This window comes from Bacillus sp. PS108 (assembly GCF_037963335.1).
GTDB lineage: Bacteria > Bacillota > Bacilli > Bacillales > Bacillaceae > Bacillus > Bacillus subtilis.
Map to the genome: position 1 here is coordinate 2,903,838 of NZ_CP150155.1, position 20,887 is coordinate 2,924,724.

A 20,887-nucleotide genomic window follows, 5' to 3' on the forward strand; every position below is an offset into this window, starting at 1 on the left:
CTTACAAATAATAAAGTCGAGTATCGAATTGGATGGTGAAGTCACTTGTGTTCTGAACTTCAAACTCATTCCATCCTATTTCAAGACTCGGCAGCCGGCCAGATGTTTTAATTGGCGTGTTATTAATGATTGTATATTGTTTGAGAAAAGAAACCTGCTGACTTTTCTTTAGTTCCTGTTCAATCGTAAGCTTTTCGTCATTTGTATGATTGATCAACGTTACATTTTTACCTGCAGCATTTAACAGGACATTGTAATCATGATCCAGCGGATTTATCTGTACGTCACCAGGATTAAATACAGAGAAACGTTTCTGATTCTTAAAAGAATAGTTCAACTGGTCATTAGGCGGGATGTTCATACCAAAAGTCCGCTTTGCTCTAGTGAAATACTGCTTATCTTTTGTTGTAAAAGTTGATTCCGCCATCCCTGTAATATTAGTGAACTCAACAGAGAAATCGTTATAGGTTTTCTCCTTTTCTTTTTGGATGCTGAAATTCCCATCACATGTAACGAGAAAACGGCGATTCGGCCAGAGATCAGAAGAAATGTAATAAGGAAACGGCTTAACCAATAGTGCATATAGCTGATGCCGATACATATAAAAATTCTCATGCTTGAGCGCATTTAAATAAATCTCAACATCTATTTTTCTTTCACCGTAAGTCACATCACGTGGATGCTGCGGCAAAATAAGCCCGTGCCGCCGAGGGATCGTTATTGTTTCCCGATTAATATTTGGAGCTTCTGGTAAAAAGCTTAATACTTCAAATTGAGGGAGTAAGCTGTCAAGGCTCTGCTCCCCTAGTCCATTATTAAAGTCAATAAACAGTTTTACCATGCAGGCTTACCCCCGTTTCTATAACGTTTTTTGTTATATCGGTCTGCGCTGGTTTGATCCAGTCTTGTCCCGTCTATATATGTGTGATTGTCTTTCAAAACAAGCTGTTGCAAAAGTTGAATGTTTTGCTGTAGAACATCTATTTGCTGGCTCATCATGCTGATTTGCTTCTCTTGATTCTCCACCACACGGCTCATGTCCACATTCACATTGGTTTGCGGCTCTGCCTCAGTTTTAGCCATTGAAGCTTTTTGAAGCAGTACAAGGGCCTTTGAAATCATCCCTTGTTGAAGTGACGGAAGAACGCCAAGCTCGCGTCCTACACGCGCCCATAAACCGATGTTGCGTTCCCGATACGTCGGGTCTGTTGTAATCGTGGTTTCATCAAAGCCTCGTTCGTTTAGAATTGCCCATTTAGAGCCGCCGCGCCCTGGTGAAGTCCCTCCTTTTGCATATCCCACATACGGGCCGCCGCGAGCCATTGACTTCAATCCAGGGTGATTGGATATATCCCCGTAGCGACCTTTAATGTAATTGATTGCAGCCAGTATATTATCAACCGGATTAAGAATGTTATTGTGTCCAGGAAACGCATTAGATGAAAATGTACTCGGGATAGTCTGCATCAGCCCACGAGAAGGATGACCGGCTCTTGCATTTGAGTCAGTAAGGTTTATTGCATTGGGATTTCCGCCAGACTCTTTCATTGCAATGGTGATCAGTCCAGGAACCCATGAAAATGGTACACCAGCAATGCCAACAGCTTCCGCTACCCATTTTTGAACCTGGGCAGAACCTGTCGCTCCCTTATATGCATCTGCTGTGAAAAGCCCGGCATCCGGAAGAATGCTTTTTAAAAACTGACCAGCTCCATTTTTTAATGTTTGGAGGATACCAGTTCCTAGTGAGTCCACACCTTTGCCTGACTTAAAAGGGATAAAGCCTTTAAACAAGTTCTTAATCATTTTTTCAGGACCGTTCAGGATCATTTCCATAGCACCCGAGGCAACATCTTTCGCTTTATTGACAACGCCTTTCCCTGCTGAAATGGCTCCTTTCACAAGCTTCTTGGAGCCATTAAGGGCGTCTTTGAAGAAGCTGCCGACACCGCCTGCATAACCAGGAAGACCGGTTGCCATAACTTCTTTTGACTGACTATGTGGGAGAACCGATGTACCACGCGGTAAATCCCAAACCTGCGGGCCGCCCATTCCAACCACATACGTTCCGATGCCTGGTGTATGAGCAAGTTCAAAACCTTCTTCACCGACTAACGCCCTTCCGCCTGGATGAAAGTCTGTCCCTTTTGCATATGCCCTGCCTGGCGCTACTTGCATTTCGGAGTTTCCGCTGTATCCTTTAGGCTTCCATTCAGGAATAGTAGGAATGTGCATAAACTCAAGAACAGTGTTGATCCCACCGGTAATTTTATTAACAACTCCTGCTAGATCAACGAGAAAAGTATCCCATTTCCCGAGCACTTCCCCTGTCTCCCAATCTACTTCTTCTAAATGCCCAGCAGCCTGCAGTTTCGCTTCACTGACCACGCCTTTATGAGTTTTTTCAGCCTGTTTCACAACCTGATCTTTTTGGCTCTTCGCAGAGCTAACTGTATCATCATGCTGTTTTTTAGTGATAGAACCCTTGACGTAATACTCTAGATCAGCGTTTTTCACCACTTCTTTATATTGCTTTTCAGCATTCTTGACCACATTGTCTTTTGCTTTTTTGCTGTTTTTAACTGTGGCCGCTGCTTCTTTTGCAGAAAGTTGAGTTTTGTTGTCTTTTAGTTTTCCAGCGATAATTGTCTGCTCCTCTTTACTTTTAGTAAGAGCAGATTCAACATGGCTATTCATTTTCTTTATAATCTGTTCTATTTCCTTACGTTCGCCATCTGTAATATCTCGGTGATCTTTAGCAGCATTTTCCCAAATCTTTTTGATGCGCTTGGTATACCCGGATATTTCTTTATGCTTGTCCTTATTGTTGTCTTTGATATTCTGTAATGTTTCTGTCTTCTCTTTCTCTGACATTTCTTTATTAGAAGCATAAAAATCACTTAACACTTTCAAAGATTTATCAGTGCTCTTTTGATAGCCATCAAGGATGGTTTGGCCCATCTTTTCATACTCACTGGACATGTTATCAGCGATTTTTTTCGTAATCTTTTTGTTGGTTAAATAGTAATAATTCAGCTTGGCACCGACTTTGGTGTTCATATCTTCATAAGCATTAATCGCTTTTGAAGTAGATTCAGACACCTTATCGCCAAAGTCGATAGTCGCCGGCAGCACCCTTTTTTTCAAGTTATCATAATACTTAAATCCCGCATCAGCTAGAAGGGTGACACCAGTAACAGCTATTCCGATCGGTCCCCCAAGTAAACTAAGTCCACCGCGCAAAAGACCAACAATCCCGGCACCTTTTTTTAGAATGTTAAATAGACCAAACCCACTTTTCGCAAGCTGCATAAAACCGCCAGCGCCTTTTACTGCATTCACTCCAGCTTTGATGATCCCTGAACCGAACTTGAGCAGTTCAGGAGCAAAAGAAAGGATTAATCCGGCGATCGTTCCAACTGGTCCGCCAAACAAGCTCAGGCCAAGACCAGCCACACGTGAAGCGCCGCTAAGACCACTCATCGCTCTTGCGCTTCTGGTTGTCGTTTGTTCAAGCCGGCCTACCCTGGTTGTGGCAAGTGCAGAGGTTTGATGGAATCGATCCATCCTTGTGGATGCTGCTGCCGCTGCTGTTGAAGTGACAGTCATCCCCGCTGCCGCTGTTCTTGAAGCTGTGCCGGCCGCAATCGCCTCAGCAGAATAAACGGTTAAACTCGTAGAAGCACGGTTCACATTTCCAGTTAAATACGCACCAGCTGTGCGAAGCATATTCCACCCTGCAGCCATTTTAGGAATAGAACCTAATGTGAGCAGGAACGCACCGCCCAAGAGCGAGAATACAGTGACCGCTGCACCTGTAATGGCAATTGTGCTCGCCACTGAAGAAGGCAAGGAATCAAACCATGTGACAGCACTTGTAATAACGTCTGTTGTAGCACGTATCACCGGGATAAATTGATTTCCGAGTGTAATTACAGCATTATTTGTGGCCGACTTTAGGTATTCAAATGAACCGGCTAAGTTATCCATTTGCTTATCAGCGATTTTCTCAGCTGTGCCGCCGCTGTTTTCCAACTCTTTTGTGAAGTCTTGGAGTTTATCCTTTCCAGCGTGCATTAAGGTAATAAATCCTGATAGAGCATGCTGTCCGGCAAGCTGTTTGGCAATCCTGATTTGTTCTGTCTCCGTATAGTCTTTGGTTTTCTCGTTGATTTGCCCTATGATGTCCGCTAGCGGACGCATTTTCCCAGTTGAATCCGTTACTTTAAGCCCCAGCTCTTCGATTGCCGATGCTGCTGGCTTTGGAGGCGCAGCTAAACGAGTTAATGTTGATCTCAAAGCTGTTCCGGCCATATCAGCTTTAATCCCGCTGTTCGCCATGATCCCGGTTGCCGCGGCCAATTCTTCCATGCTCACACCCGCGGTTTTTGCTGCCGGAGCCGCATATTTCATCGTTTGCCCAATTTCTTCAAGCCGAGCGTTCGAGTTGGTAAACGTATAAGCCATCACGTCAGCAACTCGGTTTGTGTCTTCCGCTTTGATATGGAACTCAGTTAGTATGTCTGAAACAATATCAGCTGTAACACCTAAATCGGTTTGTCCAGCTGCAGCAGTTGCCAATAACCCAGGCATTGCGCCGATGATTTGATTGGTCTTATAGCCGGCCATGGCTAAATACTGCATTCCTTCGGCTACTTGACCATCTGTGTATTGTGTTACGGCCCCAAGATGGCGGGCAGTTTCAGTAAGCGCGGCCATTTGGTCATCTGTTGCATTTGCTAACGCTGCAACCCGGCTCATTTCCTTTTCAAAGCTGGCTGCAGCCTTAACAGTTGCCCCTATGCCAAGGGCTCCAACCGCCCCGATAGCTGTCAGCGCCTTCCCTGTTTCAGTGGCTGAATTATAGACAGCCTTTAATTCTTTTGATACTTCTTGTGAATCCTTTTTAAAGACAGAGAAAACACTTGCAGCTCGGCTAGTGTTTCCTGACAAGGTATCATATTCTTTGCTGACTTGCTGCAGTTCTCTTCCTAAATTCTGATGAACAGCTATTGCATCATTTAAGCGCCGAGCTTGGATTTGTGTCTCGCGGTTGTCCTTTCCTTTTTGACGGGCCAATTCATCATATCTCTGACGGTGTTCTTGAACTAAACGGCCTTGAATCTTATATTTATTATTTAGCCCTTCCATTTGCGACTGAAGGAGTTTCGTTTGGTTACCGGTATTTTTATAAATACTGCCGGCCGCCTTCATTTCTGAGTTTGCCAGGCGCATTTGCCTTTTTAGGCCTTCAATACCTCGATTAAATCCTGTATCATCAAGACCTACTTTAACAACCATATTTCCTATTGGTTGAGCCATATGTAAACACCCCGCTTTCCTGGCATAAACTCAACAAAAAAAGACAGGTGAGCACCTGTCTAAAAGATTTGATCAATTGTTACCGTCTTAATTTTCGGCTTATTCTTTTCAGCCAAAACCTCTAAGTAATGGTAAATGTCCATGTTATCTATTTCAGTCATTTTCCACCCTTGTTCAAGCAGTGTTGAATAAATTTCATTTATTTGCTGGATTCCTCGTTCGTAGGTGTATTCTTCTCCGTCTTCTCCTGCAAAAAATCTTGATCCACTTCCTCAATTTCTTTGTATCCAGCTACCTCTGAAAGAATTCGGCTGACTTCTTTTGTCACTTCAAATGATTGTAGCCCTTCGGTGAACTCGTCATAAGTGAACTGGTCACGGAATATTTTCACAATAAACTGGATTTGTTTCTCTAATGTTTTGATGCTCTTTTCAAGATTATCTGATGTTTTTTCCGCTTCAGCATTTAATCTCAGCGCTTCAAGAAGTGTCTTTGTATTTGTTCGCGGTGCAATAAAAGTTTTAAACTTTTTTTCGTCTTCAAACCACAATTTGATAGAAATATGTTTCTGAGCCATAATGACTCCTCCTTTTGGTTAAATAGATTTTAACTAAATAAAGAGAAGCTTTTCAGCTTCCCCCTTTTATTTCCCAAGATCAGCACTTACATTTTCTTCTGGATCTTGTTTATTTTGATAGGCGTCCCCAAAAACTGCCTTATAAAAGTGATCTATATCGAATTTTTCTCCATCTTCATCCGCAACGATTTTGAACACATCGTCCTGCTCTCTATCTACGAATTCGGCTGAAAGTTTGATCGTTTGGAAATCCGTTTTATCTTGTTTTGTTTTCCATTCATCCCCCGGCAAAGAGAATCTCCCTTTTACCAAGCCCACATGACGAGACTTGCCGTTTGCTTTAGGTCCTTGAAACGTCATCGCAACCCAAGGAGGAATGATATTTTTCTTAAACAAGTACAATCCGTTTTCATCTTGTTCAATTCCAAGTAATTTAGAGAGAATCTCCATTGGCAGATCCCGCATTTCAATGTCTAATTTAGTTGAACCAGTTGAAACTGCAAGATCGACAAGTTTGTCATCCGCATATTGTTTTTCTGTGGATGTTTCTGTTTCAACTTTCATATTGATTGCAAATTCATAGTCAAGAATTTCCGTGGTAACAAAAAATTTACCCACCTTTTTTAAAGGCGCAAATTTCACATTCTTCAAACCTGTCACTGAACTGTATTCAGGCATCTTAAAACCTCCAATTATAGTAAAATGTTCGCTTCGAACCGATATCCTTTTCGGATAAGACGTTCTTTTTGTAAAAATTCATTGATGGGGAACGTTGTCTGAAAGTCCATCCTGCCCATTACGTCCACAATAGGGACAAAAATAGGATCACATGAACCATTGTGATACACATCAATCTGATAAACAGCACTGTCTTGTATCGGCTTCCCATCAGCCCATTTAGTTGTTCTGTAGTCTATCTCCTGAACCACAATATAAGGCGGATTACTTTCTACTCCTTCTGGCACAGCCAGCTCATAAATATTTGCAGGCTCTACCAACGATAAAAGCGCCGGATTAGTTTCCAGCGCTTCAAATACCTTGTCCTTTAATTGCATTGATCTTTCGATGAGGTTTAAAAGACTCATAGCTTATACCCCGACTTTATGACCTTTTCCATAGCATCAAGCATCTTATCATTCGCCTGAATCATACTGTTTCGAATAAAAGGATTTGCTGCCTGATGAATGGTCCCAAACTCCGGCAAGTGAACACGGAATTTAGTGTCCTTTGTTGGGCCGACAACCGCGTATATCTCTCCGTCTTCATCTCGCTTTATCCTGTTTCCAACAATAATGTCCTCGTCTATGTGAGGGTGCCTCCCCCCAATAGCTGACCGCGGAGCATTATCATTGATTACTTCTGCCAATACAGCTCCGCCGGCTTTTACAGTTGCTTTATGGATTTTTTCGTCCTTGCGAGCTAAGTCTGCGAAGGTAGATTCGAGTTCTTTAAAACCTTTCAATTCCAACTCAAAATTCATCAGCTCACCACATTTGCTTTTATTGTAATGAAGTGCCGGCGCGAATAGTTAGGCAAGATCGACTCGATTTCATAAGCTTTTTCACGAAAGATGATTCGCATATGCTCGTCTATGTCTTCGCGATGTCGAATTGTAAATTCCACTGTCTTTTCCTTCTGGATCGCAGCCGCAGCATAATATTCTCGGCCTTTTAAACCCTCAGCTTTAGCCCAGCATTCAATAACCGTTTCCCAGCTGTCCTTTCCATCCACAGGGAGACGACCAGCAAGCTTCTTTTTCTGAAATTGAATCCGGTATCTCATATCATTCAACATTAGGAGCAGCCTCCGGTAATGTATATTTGAGCTGATTGACCATGGTAGTCAGCACGCCATCCAGATTAGAAGTTGTACCGGCAATTTCTCTATTTTCATACCAGTGAGCAACGAATGCATTCACACACATTGCCGCCCTAGCTGATTTATTCGGGAATGTAAGACCGGTAGCCGAAGCAATGTATTCCTTTGCTGATGCAATAAAGTCTAAAATCAAATCATCCTCCAGATCACCATCAACCCGGAGGAACTTTTTTGCCTTTTCTAATTCAACTTTCTCTTCTTCTGTCACTCGGCATCACCTGTCTTTCATTCAGCAGAAGTTGAAGGTTTCAGCTCATCAATTTGTTTTTGAAGCCCATCTAATACGTTTTTCACTTCACTATTTAAGTGATCCATCATAACGCTGCCCGTTCCAATGTTAATGCTGCGGACTGATTTTTCTCCCAGCATTTCATGTACAATAGATTTTTCGCCGATAACAGCTGGATCACCCTTTGGACCTTGGGGACCTGGCTCACCTTGTGGGCCAGCATCTCCTTTTGGACCTTGAGGACCAGTATCTCCTTTGTCTCCCTTCGGTCCCTGCGGACCGGTATCCCCTTTAGGGCCTTGAGGCCCGGGTTCGCCTTGAAGGCCTTTTACATAGAGAGGATTTTGTTCGCTGTTGTCCGCGATAGAGACATCCGTAATCGGTTCCCCTGATCCGTTGTCTCTTGCTGATGTTTTTGCTCCGTTACTTTCATTTAAAAAATCTGCCATGTTAAATCATCCTTTCACTATTGTTTTTATTTCCCTACATCTACTGATTGATCTTCTGTGCTATCGTTAATCTGTGTCCCGTTGTCAGGAACCGCATCTTTAATAGATGAAAATTCTGCGTAAACAACTGCATCTGTATCCCAAAGAACCACATCCTCGCGTTCTATAATTCTCAAATCTGTAGAATTACGGTAGAATGCTTTTCCCCCAACGCTGGTGGCTAAAATAGAATATTGTTGACGGTCAAAGAGTTTAACAGCTTCTTTCAGGTCTCCGATAATTAACGGATATTTGGGATTAGTTTTTGTACCACCGTTTGGCAAATACTTATCAGAAATAACGGATACCGGCTTACCGAACAGTAATTTTTTAGTTGGATCTGTAGGATTCGGTTGCAACAAGTAACGACCGAAAGCATCTTTCAGTTTATCCAACACATTAAAACCAGATTGATTCGTTACAGCTTTGGTTGTAGCATTAATTGCCGGATCAAGCTTGACATTGAGAATGTCTTTAATGTCGTCCTGTTTCGATATTGTCGTTTTCGCAAGTGAACCCAATTGTTCAAGAATCAATGTATTGCGAGTTACAGCCGATTTTTTAGCGAGCCAATTGGAGAGATACTGCAAAAGCGCCTCTTGAGTATCCGCAAGCAAATCATTTGAGAGAACCAAAATCCCTGCATAGTCTTTAATGTTGTATTTAATGTTTTCAAATTTAGGGTTCTCTAAATCTTCAATATCCGCTAATTCCTCAAGATTTACTAAAGGTGTGATATCTGCTAATTTTTCAAGTACCCTTGATCCTTTGTTTGTAGATACTGGAATGACATCAACAAGATTAGCCAGAGTATCAAATTGCCGACGCTTTTCATTGATTTTTGTGGAAATATCTTGTGGAACAATAAGTCCACCATCCTCATCTACGCCTTCCTTCATAGCTGCAAGTGGTTGCGGGACTTTACCCGTTTTGAGAGCAGATGCGAAAAGCTGAACATGATTTTTCACTTCTTTACCTGCGATATCATCTGTTGGTTGCTGTATCTTTGCCTCAGGACCTTTCTGTTCTTGCTGCTCTTCCTGTTCATACGAAACCTGCATATTTCGTACATCTTCATATGTTTGAATTTGCTCTTTAATTAATTGGGCTTCAGCAAGTAACTTTTTAGCATCCTCCATTTTCCCTTCATCGGTCAACGCTTCAATTTCCGTGCGTTTTTCTGCCAAAGCCTGTCGTAATTCGCGTTCCTTTTTAGACATTCCACCTCCAGCAAAAAATTGAATATCAAGGTTCAATAACTTTTTCTGTTTCAATTGCTTGTCCTCCTTAAAATTGGGCATAAAAAAGAACCCTTAGAGATTTAAGAGTTCCAGTTTCATATTGATCTTTTGTTTTAATAATTCATCTTGGCCTGTATCTTTAGCTGGACTTTCAGTAGCTTCAGCAGCAGATTGAGCAACAATTTTTCCTGGTACATGTTTGAAATGTGCCATAACCCGGTGATCAATGCAGGCTGCTACATCCTTTGATTCTGAAACCACATCGATCAATCCATAATTTAATGCTTCGTCGGCAGTGAGCCACGATTCATCATCCAGTAGCTGGCGTAAAGTACCGTCGTCCAATTTGTCACCTGCTTTTGCAAGATATGTGGAAACAATACTTTCAGTAATCTTGTCCAGATCATCGGCTGCTTTACGGAATTCCGCAGCATTCCCGACCATTCCCATGTATGGATTGTGAATCATCATCATGGCGTTACTCGGCATCGTAATTTTATCTCCGGCCATCGCAATGACGGAAGCGATACTCCCGGCCAACGCATCCACATAGACATTGATTTTTGCTTTATGACGCTGGAGCATAGAATGAATAGCCTGTCCCTCGAAGACATCCCCACCGGGGGAATTGATATACAAATCAATAGAATTCACTTCACCTAGACTCTTTAATTCAGACTGAAAAGCTTTAGATGAACTTTCACTGAACCATCCTTCACCGGTAATTGAACCATAAAGCGTAATTTCAGCAGCTGACTCATTCAGAATCTTCATGTTCCAATACTTGTTTTTCTTCTGTTCCGTTGCCATCACCCCCTTTCAGTCGATCTGAGGATTGTTTCGTCTTGCTGAGTTGGTATTCTTTCATAATTGAAAGAGGCACAAGATTTAAGTTCCCGTAATGCTCATCACCTATCTCACCGATACCCGTCATGTCTTCTTTTTGAAGAATTGTATTCACGCTAAAGGCGCCGACACTTTGCATTGTTTTATAAAATTCAGCACGGGATTTACTATCTCCGCGGAGCTCTGATTCCAAGTTGAATTTAAAGTAATATCCATCATTCCGCTGTTTTTCTGTTAAAATCTTATCATTTAACTCTTGCTCAATATTTGTAACAAATGGCTGCAATGTAGTTTTCACATAATCTAGTGATTGTTGTTCAATATTCGAGAAAGTAGCCCGATCAAGTTCACCAATTTTATGCGGCGGCACTTTGTAAATAGATGCAATCTGCTGCCGATTCCATTTCATCGATTCAATAAATTGAGCATCCCTCATGGGCATAGTCACTTGTGAATAATCCAGCCCGGCGTCTAAAACTGCAATAGACTGTCCCGCATTCACCCGTTCCCAGTCTTCCCTAAGTATTTGTTTACTTTTTCGGTCCAAAAGAGTTGGAGCTTTGACAACACCGAACGGCGCTCCTCCGTTTTTATAAAATTTCGCGTTAAATTTTGTGGCGGCTCTATTTGATCCAATATTGTCACGAATAACTGAAATAGGAGTTTGTCCAACAACTCCATCAAGAGACAGATTTTTGAAATGAAGCACTTCTTCATAAAAAAACTCACGGTATCTGCCATCAAGAGTTGTGGAATACCAGACGCGTCCGTTGTTAGGATCGATATTTGTATTTGTCGCTTCTGGATCTAAGGGTCTGATTCCCGTCACATTTCCGTCTTTATCAAAAAGTAAAAGGTTGTAGCTGTTCCCCCAGGTACAAAGCCGCGTAACCAAAAGCCGCTTCCATACAAAGCTTGTCATATAGTTATTGACTTTGTTCAGAATCATTTCACTTACATTGTTTTGAACCTGTTGTATATTGCCGTTTTGATTCTGAAAAAGCTTAATCGGCAATTTTGCGATATCGTCCGCCAAAACAATAACACAGGCATAAACATCTGGATGTAGAACTGCCGTCTTACTTGAAACCCTTTCACCAGATGAGCTTTCAGTACCAGCAAAGATATTTCTAAACCAAGTAGCTGGATGGAGAAGAGAACCGCTATCCTCTTCGGCAATTTCATTTTTTATTCCGCTTTTCAGACGGCTTAATAGCATTTACTCCCCTCCCTCATCACTATTTTTTTGCTGAATTAGACCTGACAGCCCCGCAAGAGAAAATAAAAAAACACCGGTCGTAATTAAACCCGCGTTAATATTTATCCTATACAAAGCAACTGCAATGAAGACCATGCCAGCAATGAGTAAAAGATCTTCTACAATTGGTTTTATCATTTTCACTAATTTCATACTGTATTCCCCCTACAGACTAAAAGCACCTGACTGAATATAAGCGTTTAAGTCAACTGCTCTCTCAACTTGAGAAGCACGTACATACGCATTAATCAATGCTGCTGCCGGGTCAATCCGCTGAGTGGATTTGGATTTATCAAGCATGATATTCTCCTGAGCGTCCACTTTTGTTACCGCATTACCCATCGCCCAGGTCAGTAAGTCATTTTTCGAATGTATGATTTTTTTCGATTTGACTTTTGCTCTAAAATCTTTTGTTGGTTCAGACAACGTGGCTACTCCCTGCCGTATCTCAATCATTGTGTATCCATCCGCTTCCATTTGCTGAGCAAACTGTGTGGCGTTATATGGATCATAGCCTATTTCCTTGATACGCCAGCCGTTTTCTTTCTCCATTTTCTTAATGTATGCCCTGATATAGTCATAATCAACAACGGCACCATCTGTTGTCGTTAACCATCCCCTTTTTTTCCACAAGTCATATGGAACGTTATCAGTCTTCATCCGTTCATGGAATGTATCCTCCGGCATAAATCCGTGACTTTCTACAGCAAAACTACCATTATCTAACGGAAAAATAAAAGATGCTGCCGTTAAATCAATCGTTTTTGATAAGTCAATGCCGACATAGCACTCTCGGTTTTTCAAATCCGGGAGTTTATCAGAACCGCAATCTGTCCAGGCTTGCATATCCATATAGCCGTTCTCCCGCATGTTAACCCAGATATTCATGTTCTTTGTCATGAAATTCCGCATTTTCTCCGGGACGGCAAGCGCGACCTCCAACTCTCCGCGCAAATAATTCAATCCATGCTCATTGGCAGCGACAATCGGGTTAGCTTTAATCCAGTTCTTTTCGTCTTTGACGTCATCACCTTTATCAAGCTCATTGATCATCACAAAATACTGTTCATTTTGTTCCACCTTATTCGGATCCAATATGCGAGACACGTAATCATATTCAACACGATAAGCAGGATTATTCAATTCAAATCCGGCCGTAGTAATAATCAACATCAATGGTTGAGCCCGGGCAGCCATACCGGAAGCCAGGACATCATAAATTTCTGAGGTTTTATGCGCATGGTATTCGTCGATAATGCCGCATTGCGGGTTAAAACCATCGCCAGTTTTTCCGGCATCTTTAGAAAGCGCCTCAATTTTAGACTGTGTTTTAGGGTGCTCTATCTTTCCATATGCAATCCGATATTTTTTCTCCGGCTTGTTCAAAAGATCAGCTTGCATAATTTGTGCCTTAATTTCGTTCCAGCATATTTTTGCTTGTTCTGTTTTTGTGGCGCCAATGTAAACCTCGGACATATATTCATCGTTAGCCATTGCCTCATAGGAGCCGACACAAGCCAGGCTCTGCGTTTTGGTGTTTTTACGACCTACCTGCCAATAGACTTTTTTAAATCGGCGATAGCCGGTATCCTTATGCACCCAGCCGTACACATTGCCAAAGATGAATATTTGAATAGGCTCAGGTACAATATTCTCCCCCTGCAAAGGTCCTTTCGTGTGTTTAAACTGGGTCATCCAATAAAGAAACCGGCGGGCTTTTTCATCATCAAACACATAAGGAAACTCCCTTGTGCCTTCCCGACTCACATCATTTAAAAAACGCTCGCAGGCCCAAATGTGTTTTTCACACGCCACAATCTCACCCGATATCACATCGCGCGAGTAATCAATGAGAAATTGTTTGATTGTCTTCATACGTTTCTAAACTCCTTCTCCGCAGCCGTCTTTTCCCGCTCTTCCTGGGTACGGGTGATAGCAAGTTTTGCCCGGGCAGACGGTGTAAGGCCAAAGTCATTCGCTGCTGATTTCATTTGATCAAAATAATTCTTTTGCCGCTTTAATAACGGATGCTCTTCACCAACAAGCTTTATAGGTTTGCCGTCTTCGTCTTTTCCTTCCGTATGGACCATGATCCCGTCTTCTTCGATAATTTTAGAAATTGATACATACTGCGAATAGGCATTACAATAGGCAGCCAACATGCTGATGTCCGCTTCCGTGATGATTTCAACTTCTGTTAATAGAGCAGCAACCCGTTTGAACTCTTTTTTCCCGACCTTATCCAACCACGTTGGCGGTTTTATATTATCGGATCGCATTTTCATTTTCTTCTCGTGCTCAGCCCGGGCGGCCAGCTCTTCCGTATTCTTTTTATTTGGGTTGCCCTGTATCAATTGAAGCGTCGCGGATTTTGCAGGCCTCGGCATGTTCTCACCTCATTTCACATCAAAAAATGCATTTTTTGCTTGTTTTTTTCACCAATCGTGATACGATGGAATTAACAACAAAACCAGTCGTACCAAGCCCTCTCGGCAATTTCGCCGGGAGGGTATTTTGTTTTTCCGGAACTTTGAAAAGCGGTGTTTGTTTGCAGAAGAGGGGGCGCCGTTCTCCAAACGTTTCCTTTCCAGAGATTTGGATAGGGGGGAGGATCACTTGCCCTTTCCGCCATGAACCTTGTTGTGACAGGCGTTACACAGGCTTACAAGGTTGTCCAAGTCTAATCTTTTCGCCCAATCTTCCTTTACTTCCACAATATGATGCACCATGTCAGCCGGTGTGAAGCAATGATCTTTCAAACAATGCTGACAAAGATAATTGTCTCTTAACAAAGCAAGTTGTCTTGTTCGTTTCCAATCTGTTGATTTATAAAAACTTGTTATTGTTTTGTTTCTTGAATGTTTGTTGTAATGTTTTGTTTCTTCTTGTTGCTGTGTCTGGTGTGCATCACAGTACCGGCCACGGGTGAGGCTGGGGCACCCAGGGGCAGCGCATATTCTCAGGGGCTTACCGGGCATCCCCTTCACCTCTCTCATTCTTATTGTCAAAGTTTTCTTTCCATAACAACTTTGGTGCTATAAGTTCTCCGTTATCATCTCTCTTATTAATCCCTAAACTTCCATAGGAGTGATTAGTTGATCCTTTAACTCTGCTGTATGGATGGATCTCACTTATACGTGCAATACGTTCAACTGCTAATAGGTTATGCAATCCATAGTCACCAAGGTACCCTAAAGCCTCTACGATATCAGTATCCTGCCAAGGACAACAACCCGAGACACTCAATTGGTATAAACCCTCATGTACCATTGCTGTAGTTATATTGTGCTTTGTGGCAGTGTTATAAGCTTGTAAGCGTAAATCTTCATCAGGTATCATGGTATGGATCTCCTTTTTAAAATAAAAACGCCTTTCCGTATAGAAAGACGTTTTGAGAGTATGTCCTAATAAACATTTGAAATAAATGTGTTTTTTCTTTACTTACTTTGTTTATTGATTGGCTGTTTAGTTTGTCCTGCATCAGATCTTTTCTGTCTCCATTGTCCGTTTTGATTCCTTGATCTTACATTACCAGCAGTTGGTCCAGTTTTTACAATAGGTCCCTTAGTTTCTTTTGGTGAAGGCATAAAAAAACTCCTTTACTTTTTCTTTAAAAATAGGTCTTTAAGCATGTTTACAGCAGTTAGAACTGTAATTACACCGCTTGCACCGTTGACCAATATTCTACCTGTTTGTGCAATAGTAGTAGGATTTATTTTTGACATATTATACCCCTCCTCCTTAAATATCGGTAAGAGAACATAAAATATAACAATTTGCGAAATTTGTCGAACGATTCTCTATAATTCATATAGCTTATTCTTTCTAAACTGCCACCGTACTCAAGCCGTTAACCGCCAATAGTCTATCCTGAGATTTACCGGACGCAGTTTACAGAAAATATAAAAAGCACTTTCACAAAAGGAAAGTGCTTTGCTTTAGTTTAAGAATGAAATTGCTCAGGAATAAGTTCTCTTTTAAGTAACTCCCAATCTTTAATTAGCTTACGATTCTCCACATCATCAGAAGTAATAATGATCTTTTCAAACTTCTTCACTTTATCAAGGTGTTGTTTACCTATTTCAAACAACCATTCTTGAATATCTTTAACTTTCATAGGATCTAATAAAGCGCTATAACCGCCTAACTTAGTTTTACCATCAGCTGAGATTGCAGTAACTGTAACACTAAGCTGTAATATATATTCTCCATCCTTTTTAATATATATCCCTAAAACTGGTCCATCGCTTGGGCTTTCTTTATATTCTAAATTTGAACTCATTTTGTCACCTCCCCCCCCTTTATTATCAGCGAAAGAACATAACAAAGGAATCATTTACGAAATTTGTCGAACGATTTACCAGAGGCAGTTTGCAGAGAATATAAAAAAGCACCCTTTTAGGATGCCAAATATCTATGCCTATATAGTATCTTTTGATTCTTCTTCCTCAATTTCTTTAATAACTTCATCTAATAACAATTTAAAACCACGCTGTCTTTGATAATATTTCTTATTTACAGTTATCAAAAAGATCCACAATCCAATCATAAGTATAAGCATTAAAAAACAGAAATATGTTAGTAACCTTACTATGTCCTTCCCACCCGCAATAATGGTATTAAGCAATTCTAGAGGATCTATCTTATTTTCTTTGTCTTTTTGTATAAATGTCGTAGAAAAACTATTAAAAGTATTAAAATAGAAAGTAAAAAAAACAACATAGATACTGATCATTCCCGCAGTAACTGATGTAAATATTGTAAAGGGGACAGTTTTAAGAGAGCTTAAATCATCTGAAACTTGTAGGCCCATATTCAATCTATCCGACATTTGTTTTAATTGTTCTTTTTCGTGATCTCTTTTTACTGCTTCTTTAAAAATCTGCTGAATAGTCATGTTTTCATTGTAGGGTCGTCCGTATCTTTTTAATAAATATTTCCCTATTGCTTTTGCTTCCGTTAAAGAATTGTTTTGCATATAATCACCCCACCTTTTTATCGGTAAAAAGTAATCAATTGCAAGGCAGAGCGAAATTTGTCGAACGATTTACCCGAAGCAGCTTATAAAATCAAAGGGGATTAAGACTGATTAAAGGTTTCCCTTCCCCCTGAAACATTCCTTTCCTTCAATGTTCATTTGCACTCGAACACCTTCGGCAGTCTGCACTACTCAAATAAAAAAGCTCATCCCTAAAATAAAACGCCCTTCCGCTAAGCGGAAAGACGTTAATGATTCGATTCAATTCAATCTACAACTGAGACCTCAACAGTCCCTGTACTCTTTTGCAAATCCTTTTAGCCAATCATTTTAAATCATCAGCTAATAATTTTTCATAGAATTCCAGCATTTGTTTTTTTGCTACTTCTTTAGTTATTTTATTGGTTTCTTCATCAGTTAATTCACGTCCAACCTGTACTTCTTGTTTAAGTCTTTTCCACTCCGACTTCAAAATTACATTCTGTAAATATATAAGTTGCGGATGGTAATCTAGCATTATTTTAATATCAAAATCAGGAATAAGACTCGGTTCAATGAATAGCTGATCACAAATAGCACTTTTTATCTCGGCCATTTTCAAAGGCACTATTTCTGTTGGATTTATATAAAGATAGGTTTTAGCCCAATTGTGTTCTAGCTCTACATTCAACTCATCTAAATAGTTTAACTTCTGATCTATTTCTTCTGGGTTCTTTTTCAGATACTTCAACTCAGTAGCAAGCATATATGCAGCAGTATTGAATTCATTAAATATACCCCTAACAGTTTCGATCCATTGTGCTCTTTCTTTACTGATAATTTCAATATACCTATTCTTATCTAATGCTTGCACATTTTGTTTTCCAATTTCATGTGAAGTTTTTTCCGCAGATCTTGATGCTCTATAAGAGATAACACCTACAATTACAGAAGCTATTAACGAAGCACAAGCAACCACATAAGGTGCTACAATCCCTAACGTTGACTCTTGATGATTTAGAATTTGAGCCACTTTGTCAGATACATCGATTATAATATCAGTTTGTTTTTCTTTCATTGTTATCACTCCTCACCTTATTATCGGCGCAAGAGAATAAATAAGGAATCATTTGCAGAATTTGTCGAATTATTTACGAACAAGCTTACATCTTGTTTCAACGAGCAATTTAGTTAATTCAGGAACAGACATATCATACAAATCCGCTCCCTTTGCTCCTTCATAACATCCAAGAGACACAAGGGCTTCTATAAACGGCAGCTTACTTTCCTTAATCACGGTACTACCTCCATAATAGAATATTTAGTACATAGTTTTTTTAGTGATAAATTCCAATGAAAAAGCGCCATCCCAATTGAGAAAGCGCCTGTCGATTTATTACCTATTACCATAATACCTCACTTAAAACAGAATGGTGTGCCGTTATCCTGCCAAGTTTGTGCCAATATTAATTTGAGTTGCTACTGTCTTTCAAAATGATCGGCGCAAAAATCGCACCAGTAACCTTCAAACATCCATCGACCTTCATGGTTTAGGTTTATACGTTGACCACATTTAAAGCACTCCGTGATATCGTGCTCTGCAAAACAAATCGCACAGACTCCGGGATCTACTCCTAACCTATTGTCTGCAGCTACAGTCTGTTCTGAACATTCGTCGCATACCCAATCTAAAACTATTGGTGGAGCCCCATTCTTAACTGTATCGTACTCATACCAGTAAATGTCGTCTCTGACCATTTCCTTTCTTGCTTCTTCAGCTCTTTCTTGAACTACTTCATAATAATCCGTTCCTTCAATATAACTGAAATAAAACTCATGATAATCGGCTAAGACGTCTTCCAACTCCACACTAAGTTCTAAATCAATAAAACGTCCGATGTAATGCAACAGAAACAGCATATTTTCTTCTTTTTCTTGTCCAAATGCAAACTCATAATGAACTGCTGAATCTCTAAGTAACTTTAAAATGTCGTAAGCACTCTGCTCATCATCAGTTATTGGGTTTTGTAATACTGCTTTTATTCTTCTGTATGCGTTCCCCACGTGAACTGTAGCTCTATAACCCGTACCGTAATTCTCCTTTTTATTATTATTTGATGCAAAAATTGCTTCTTCTCCTTCGACTTGTCGAAGTTTTTCTAATACAAATAAATCTAATGCATTTATGAGATTGATAACAGATTGCTTTATATCTGAAATTGAAAGATTTTCCTCATATTCTTGTAAATGATGTAATCCGTGCTGTAAATAATCTATTGCATTATCTAGTAGGTCTAGGTTTTCCATTTAAAGAAGCCCCCTAATAAATTATGTTTTAAATTATAGCACGAGACGTCCGTCGCCAATTACCTATATGTTTTAAACTGGAAACTCGTCGAACTGAGCCAACCCCTTGTCCTCTCTGTTATTAACCCAAATCTCTAAATCACACCTGTTTTTTTATAAGAATGTATGAAAAACAAAAAAACATCCAGCAATTGGATGGTTCATTAAAATACTCAGCATAAGGACTAAAAAGCCCGTAAACCACCACAACACCCTGTTGCGGTGAGGACTTTTCATAACCTCTAAAGTACGTTATTGCTTTCTTTTCATAGCCAATTACAAAGATTTTTGAAAATTTGTCGAATTTTATTGACTATAAATCTATCAGAATGCTAACATGGAAAATAATATGTTAATATCCTTAGCATTTCTTAAACATTAAAAAAAGCCCTAAAAAGGGCATTTTCGTGTTACTTTTTTGAAATCACCAGAGGCTGCAACCTCTGTTTACATACAATAGGTTCAGCACGCCGTGGAACGTGCTAAAACATGAGAAAGGGTGACTGTTATAGTTAAGGCGGTTAAAGTGCTAGAATCGTTTAGCCTTCCAAGTGAAAACCTCTTAAAATTGGAGGTGAATGATAAATGAATATGGAAGGATTGTTTCTATTCTTACTCGAAAAATTATTCGACACAAAGTTAATAATTTTCGGGAAAGAAATGAGTATTGGTTATTTAGCAATTGGTATCTGGTTAATTAGATATCATTACATTAAATTAGAAAACAGAATTACACAAAACATCCTAGATAGACTACAGTAACTATTACTTAAAGCCATCTATTTACCTTAGGTGGCTTTTTTTATTTAATACTTAGGGGAGCAATTCTTGATTGCAAAACTTTTGCTTTAAATAAGCTTACCCAAAAGGTTTTTTAAAAACTGTTATTTTTTCAAATTTCTTTGTATATTTTTCATCATTTTTAATTTTCATCAAAAAACATTACCGATAAACTTATAATAACAAATACGTCTTATGTTTTACAAGTTTTTTTTTGACTTTTTCATAAGGAAAGTGTATAAAAAAATTAATAAAATATTGTATGGAAAATTGTTTTTCTGTCAATTTTTAAAATGCATTATTTTTTTAAAAAAAACAATTAAAATATTACCGATAAACTTAAAATAACAAGCACGCCCTTTGTTTAGTTTTTGATTTTTTATAAGAAAAGAATATAAAAAATTAAATAAAATAATTTTAAACAAATTATATAAAAACTTGTTATTTTACACATTTATTATAAACCTCTTCCCTCAAAGCAAATGCCAATCGGTAGAGAGCTTTTGCTTTTACACGATAATAGCTACGCGCGCTCAGATCCATTTCTCCATATACTTCGTAGTCATACATTTCTTCCGGTTGCATATAGAGCATGACAATGATCTGCCGTTCTCTTTGTGTAAGTCGGTTAACAGCCCTTTGAATCCTTTTTAGAAATTTATCACGCTGAATCTCCCAATCAAGACGTTTTAACGCTGCATCTTCTGTCGATGAGTGGAACTCATTCGTAATGCTCGGCGGAACAATGCTGTAAGTAGGTGTAACCTTTGGCAAAAAATCATCTGGCACCTGTAAGAGATATAACCGATATTGATCTAGCAGCTGCTCTGCTTTTGCTTTAGTGGCTTCTTCGTCAATCTGAGGCAGGTTTAATGTCATTTGATTCATATTTACCTCCTGATTATTCAAAATAAAAAAGGACACCGAACAAACAGCGCTATTGCTGTAGGTTCAGTGTCCGCAGG

25 protein-coding genes are annotated in these 20,887 nt (G+C 39.8%); all 25 read right to left on the reverse strand.

The features are described from left to right. Nucleotide 1 precedes the first annotated feature (1 nt). Nucleotides 2-841 (reverse strand): phage tail family protein, encoded by an 840-nt coding sequence (locus tag NSQ16_RS15085; protein WP_046160652.1) that lies wholly within the window; start codon nucleotides 839-841, stop codon nucleotides 2-4. Further along, nucleotides 835-5,322 carry a phage tail tape measure protein gene (locus tag NSQ16_RS15090; protein WP_106611081.1) on the reverse strand — a complete coding sequence of 1,496 codons (4,488 nt, stop codon included), beginning with the start codon at nucleotides 5,320-5,322 and terminating at the stop codon, nucleotides 835-837. The genes NSQ16_RS15085 and NSQ16_RS15090 overlap by 7 nt, the downstream gene beginning before the upstream one ends. A 199-nt stretch (nucleotides 5,323-5,521) precedes the next feature. After that, complete coding sequence (locus NSQ16_RS15095; protein ID WP_072693021.1) at nucleotides 5,522-5,899, reverse strand: hypothetical protein; 378 nt, start codon at nucleotides 5,897-5,899, stop codon at nucleotides 5,522-5,524. Between the two features lie 66 nt (nucleotides 5,900-5,965). Then, on the reverse strand, nucleotides 5,966-6,577 hold the full coding sequence (locus NSQ16_RS15100) for a major tail protein (protein WP_106611080.1): 612 nt from the start codon (nucleotides 6,575-6,577) through the stop codon (nucleotides 5,966-5,968). 14 nt (nucleotides 6,578-6,591) lie between these two features. Beyond that, nucleotides 6,592-6,984, reverse strand: coding sequence for a DUF3168 domain-containing protein (locus NSQ16_RS15105; RefSeq protein ID WP_106611079.1), 393 nt, complete (start codon nucleotides 6,982-6,984; stop codon nucleotides 6,592-6,594). Continuing rightward, entirely contained in the window at nucleotides 6,981-7,379 is a 399-nt protein-coding gene (locus NSQ16_RS15110) for an HK97-gp10 family putative phage morphogenesis protein (RefSeq protein WP_041057201.1), read from the reverse strand. The genes NSQ16_RS15105 and NSQ16_RS15110 overlap by 4 nt, the downstream gene beginning before the upstream one ends. Then, on the reverse strand, nucleotides 7,379-7,693 hold the full coding sequence (locus NSQ16_RS15115; protein WP_046160657.1) for a phage head closure protein: 315 nt from the start codon (nucleotides 7,691-7,693) through the stop codon (nucleotides 7,379-7,381). Before NSQ16_RS15115 ends, NSQ16_RS15110 begins: the two co-directional genes overlap by 1 nt. Continuing rightward, nucleotides 7,683-7,985 carry a head-tail connector protein gene (locus NSQ16_RS15120; RefSeq protein ID WP_046160658.1) on the reverse strand — a complete coding sequence of 101 codons (303 nt, stop codon included), beginning with the start codon at nucleotides 7,983-7,985 and terminating at the stop codon, nucleotides 7,683-7,685. The genes NSQ16_RS15115 and NSQ16_RS15120 overlap by 11 nt, the downstream gene beginning before the upstream one ends. A 17-nt stretch (nucleotides 7,986-8,002) precedes the next feature. Then, nucleotides 8,003-8,455 carry a collagen-like protein gene (locus NSQ16_RS15125; protein ID WP_069837312.1) on the reverse strand — a complete coding sequence of 151 codons (453 nt, stop codon included), beginning with the start codon at nucleotides 8,453-8,455 and terminating at the stop codon, nucleotides 8,003-8,005. 26 nt (nucleotides 8,456-8,481) lie between these two features. Continuing rightward, on the reverse strand, nucleotides 8,482-9,768 hold the full coding sequence (locus NSQ16_RS15130; RefSeq protein WP_069837311.1) for a phage major capsid protein: 1,287 nt from the start codon (nucleotides 9,766-9,768) through the stop codon (nucleotides 8,482-8,484). 39 nt (nucleotides 9,769-9,807) lie between these two features. Further along, nucleotides 9,808-10,545, reverse strand: a complete 738-nt coding sequence (locus NSQ16_RS15135; protein ID WP_069837310.1) for a head maturation protease, ClpP-related — start codon at nucleotides 10,543-10,545, stop codon at nucleotides 9,808-9,810. Further along, a complete protein-coding gene (locus NSQ16_RS15140) occupies nucleotides 10,493-11,800 on the reverse strand; it encodes a phage portal protein (protein ID WP_069837309.1) in 1,308 nt (435 codons plus the stop codon). Before NSQ16_RS15140 ends, NSQ16_RS15135 begins: the two co-directional genes overlap by 53 nt. Continuing rightward, the gene (locus tag NSQ16_RS15145; protein WP_041337954.1) at nucleotides 11,801-11,992 is read right to left on the reverse strand and encodes a DUF1056 family protein; all 192 of its coding nucleotides are present in this window, start codon (nucleotides 11,990-11,992) and stop codon (nucleotides 11,801-11,803) included. A 12-nt stretch (nucleotides 11,993-12,004) separates the two neighbouring features. Further along, the gene (locus NSQ16_RS15150) at nucleotides 12,005-13,714 is read right to left on the reverse strand and encodes a terminase TerL endonuclease subunit (protein WP_186453391.1); all 1,710 of its coding nucleotides are present in this window, start codon (nucleotides 13,712-13,714) and stop codon (nucleotides 12,005-12,007) included. After that, nucleotides 13,711-14,226, reverse strand: a complete 516-nt coding sequence (locus NSQ16_RS15155) for a phage terminase small subunit P27 family (protein WP_029726445.1) — start codon at nucleotides 14,224-14,226, stop codon at nucleotides 13,711-13,713. Before NSQ16_RS15155 ends, NSQ16_RS15150 begins: the two co-directional genes overlap by 4 nt. 225 nt (nucleotides 14,227-14,451) lie before the next feature. After that, a complete protein-coding gene (locus NSQ16_RS15160; RefSeq protein ID WP_106611077.1) occupies nucleotides 14,452-14,817 on the reverse strand; it encodes an HNH endonuclease in 366 nt (121 codons plus the stop codon). Beyond that, nucleotides 14,807-15,178, reverse strand: a complete 372-nt coding sequence (locus tag NSQ16_RS15165; RefSeq protein ID WP_106611076.1) for a hypothetical protein — start codon at nucleotides 15,176-15,178, stop codon at nucleotides 14,807-14,809. Before NSQ16_RS15165 ends, NSQ16_RS15160 begins: the two co-directional genes overlap by 11 nt. A gap of 98 nt (nucleotides 15,179-15,276) precedes the next feature. After that, a complete protein-coding gene (locus NSQ16_RS15170; protein ID WP_183128902.1) occupies nucleotides 15,277-15,426 on the reverse strand; it encodes a hypothetical protein in 150 nt (49 codons plus the stop codon). 12 nt (nucleotides 15,427-15,438) lie between these two features. After that, nucleotides 15,439-15,564: a hypothetical protein gene (locus NSQ16_RS15175; protein WP_282914542.1), complete on the reverse strand. Its 126-nt coding sequence runs from the start codon at nucleotides 15,562-15,564 to the stop codon at nucleotides 15,439-15,441. A 218-nt stretch (nucleotides 15,565-15,782) separates the two neighbouring features. Continuing rightward, nucleotides 15,783-16,121 (reverse strand): hypothetical protein, encoded by a 339-nt coding sequence (locus NSQ16_RS15180; protein WP_106611075.1) that lies wholly within the window; start codon nucleotides 16,119-16,121, stop codon nucleotides 15,783-15,785. Nucleotides 16,122-16,259: 138 nt separating this feature from the next. Then, nucleotides 16,260-16,817: a hypothetical protein gene (locus NSQ16_RS15185; RefSeq protein ID WP_106611074.1), complete on the reverse strand. Its 558-nt coding sequence runs from the start codon at nucleotides 16,815-16,817 to the stop codon at nucleotides 16,260-16,262. Nucleotides 16,818-17,142: 325 nt separating this feature from the next. Next, nucleotides 17,143-17,874 (reverse strand): hypothetical protein, encoded by a 732-nt coding sequence (locus NSQ16_RS15190; protein WP_106611073.1) that lies wholly within the window; start codon nucleotides 17,872-17,874, stop codon nucleotides 17,143-17,145. A 69-nt stretch (nucleotides 17,875-17,943) separates the two neighbouring features. Beyond that, nucleotides 17,944-18,093 (reverse strand): hypothetical protein, encoded by a 150-nt coding sequence (locus NSQ16_RS15195; RefSeq protein ID WP_181280878.1) that lies wholly within the window; start codon nucleotides 18,091-18,093, stop codon nucleotides 17,944-17,946. A 182-nt stretch (nucleotides 18,094-18,275) separates the two neighbouring features. Continuing rightward, nucleotides 18,276-19,103 carry a hypothetical protein gene (locus NSQ16_RS15200; RefSeq protein WP_106611072.1) on the reverse strand — a complete coding sequence of 276 codons (828 nt, stop codon included), beginning with the start codon at nucleotides 19,101-19,103 and terminating at the stop codon, nucleotides 18,276-18,278. A gap of 1,260 nt (nucleotides 19,104-20,363) precedes the next feature. Next, complete coding sequence (locus tag NSQ16_RS15205) at nucleotides 20,364-20,810, reverse strand: ArpU family phage packaging/lysis transcriptional regulator (protein ID WP_106611071.1); 447 nt, start codon at nucleotides 20,808-20,810, stop codon at nucleotides 20,364-20,366. Nucleotides 20,811-20,887: the final 77 nt, after the last annotated feature.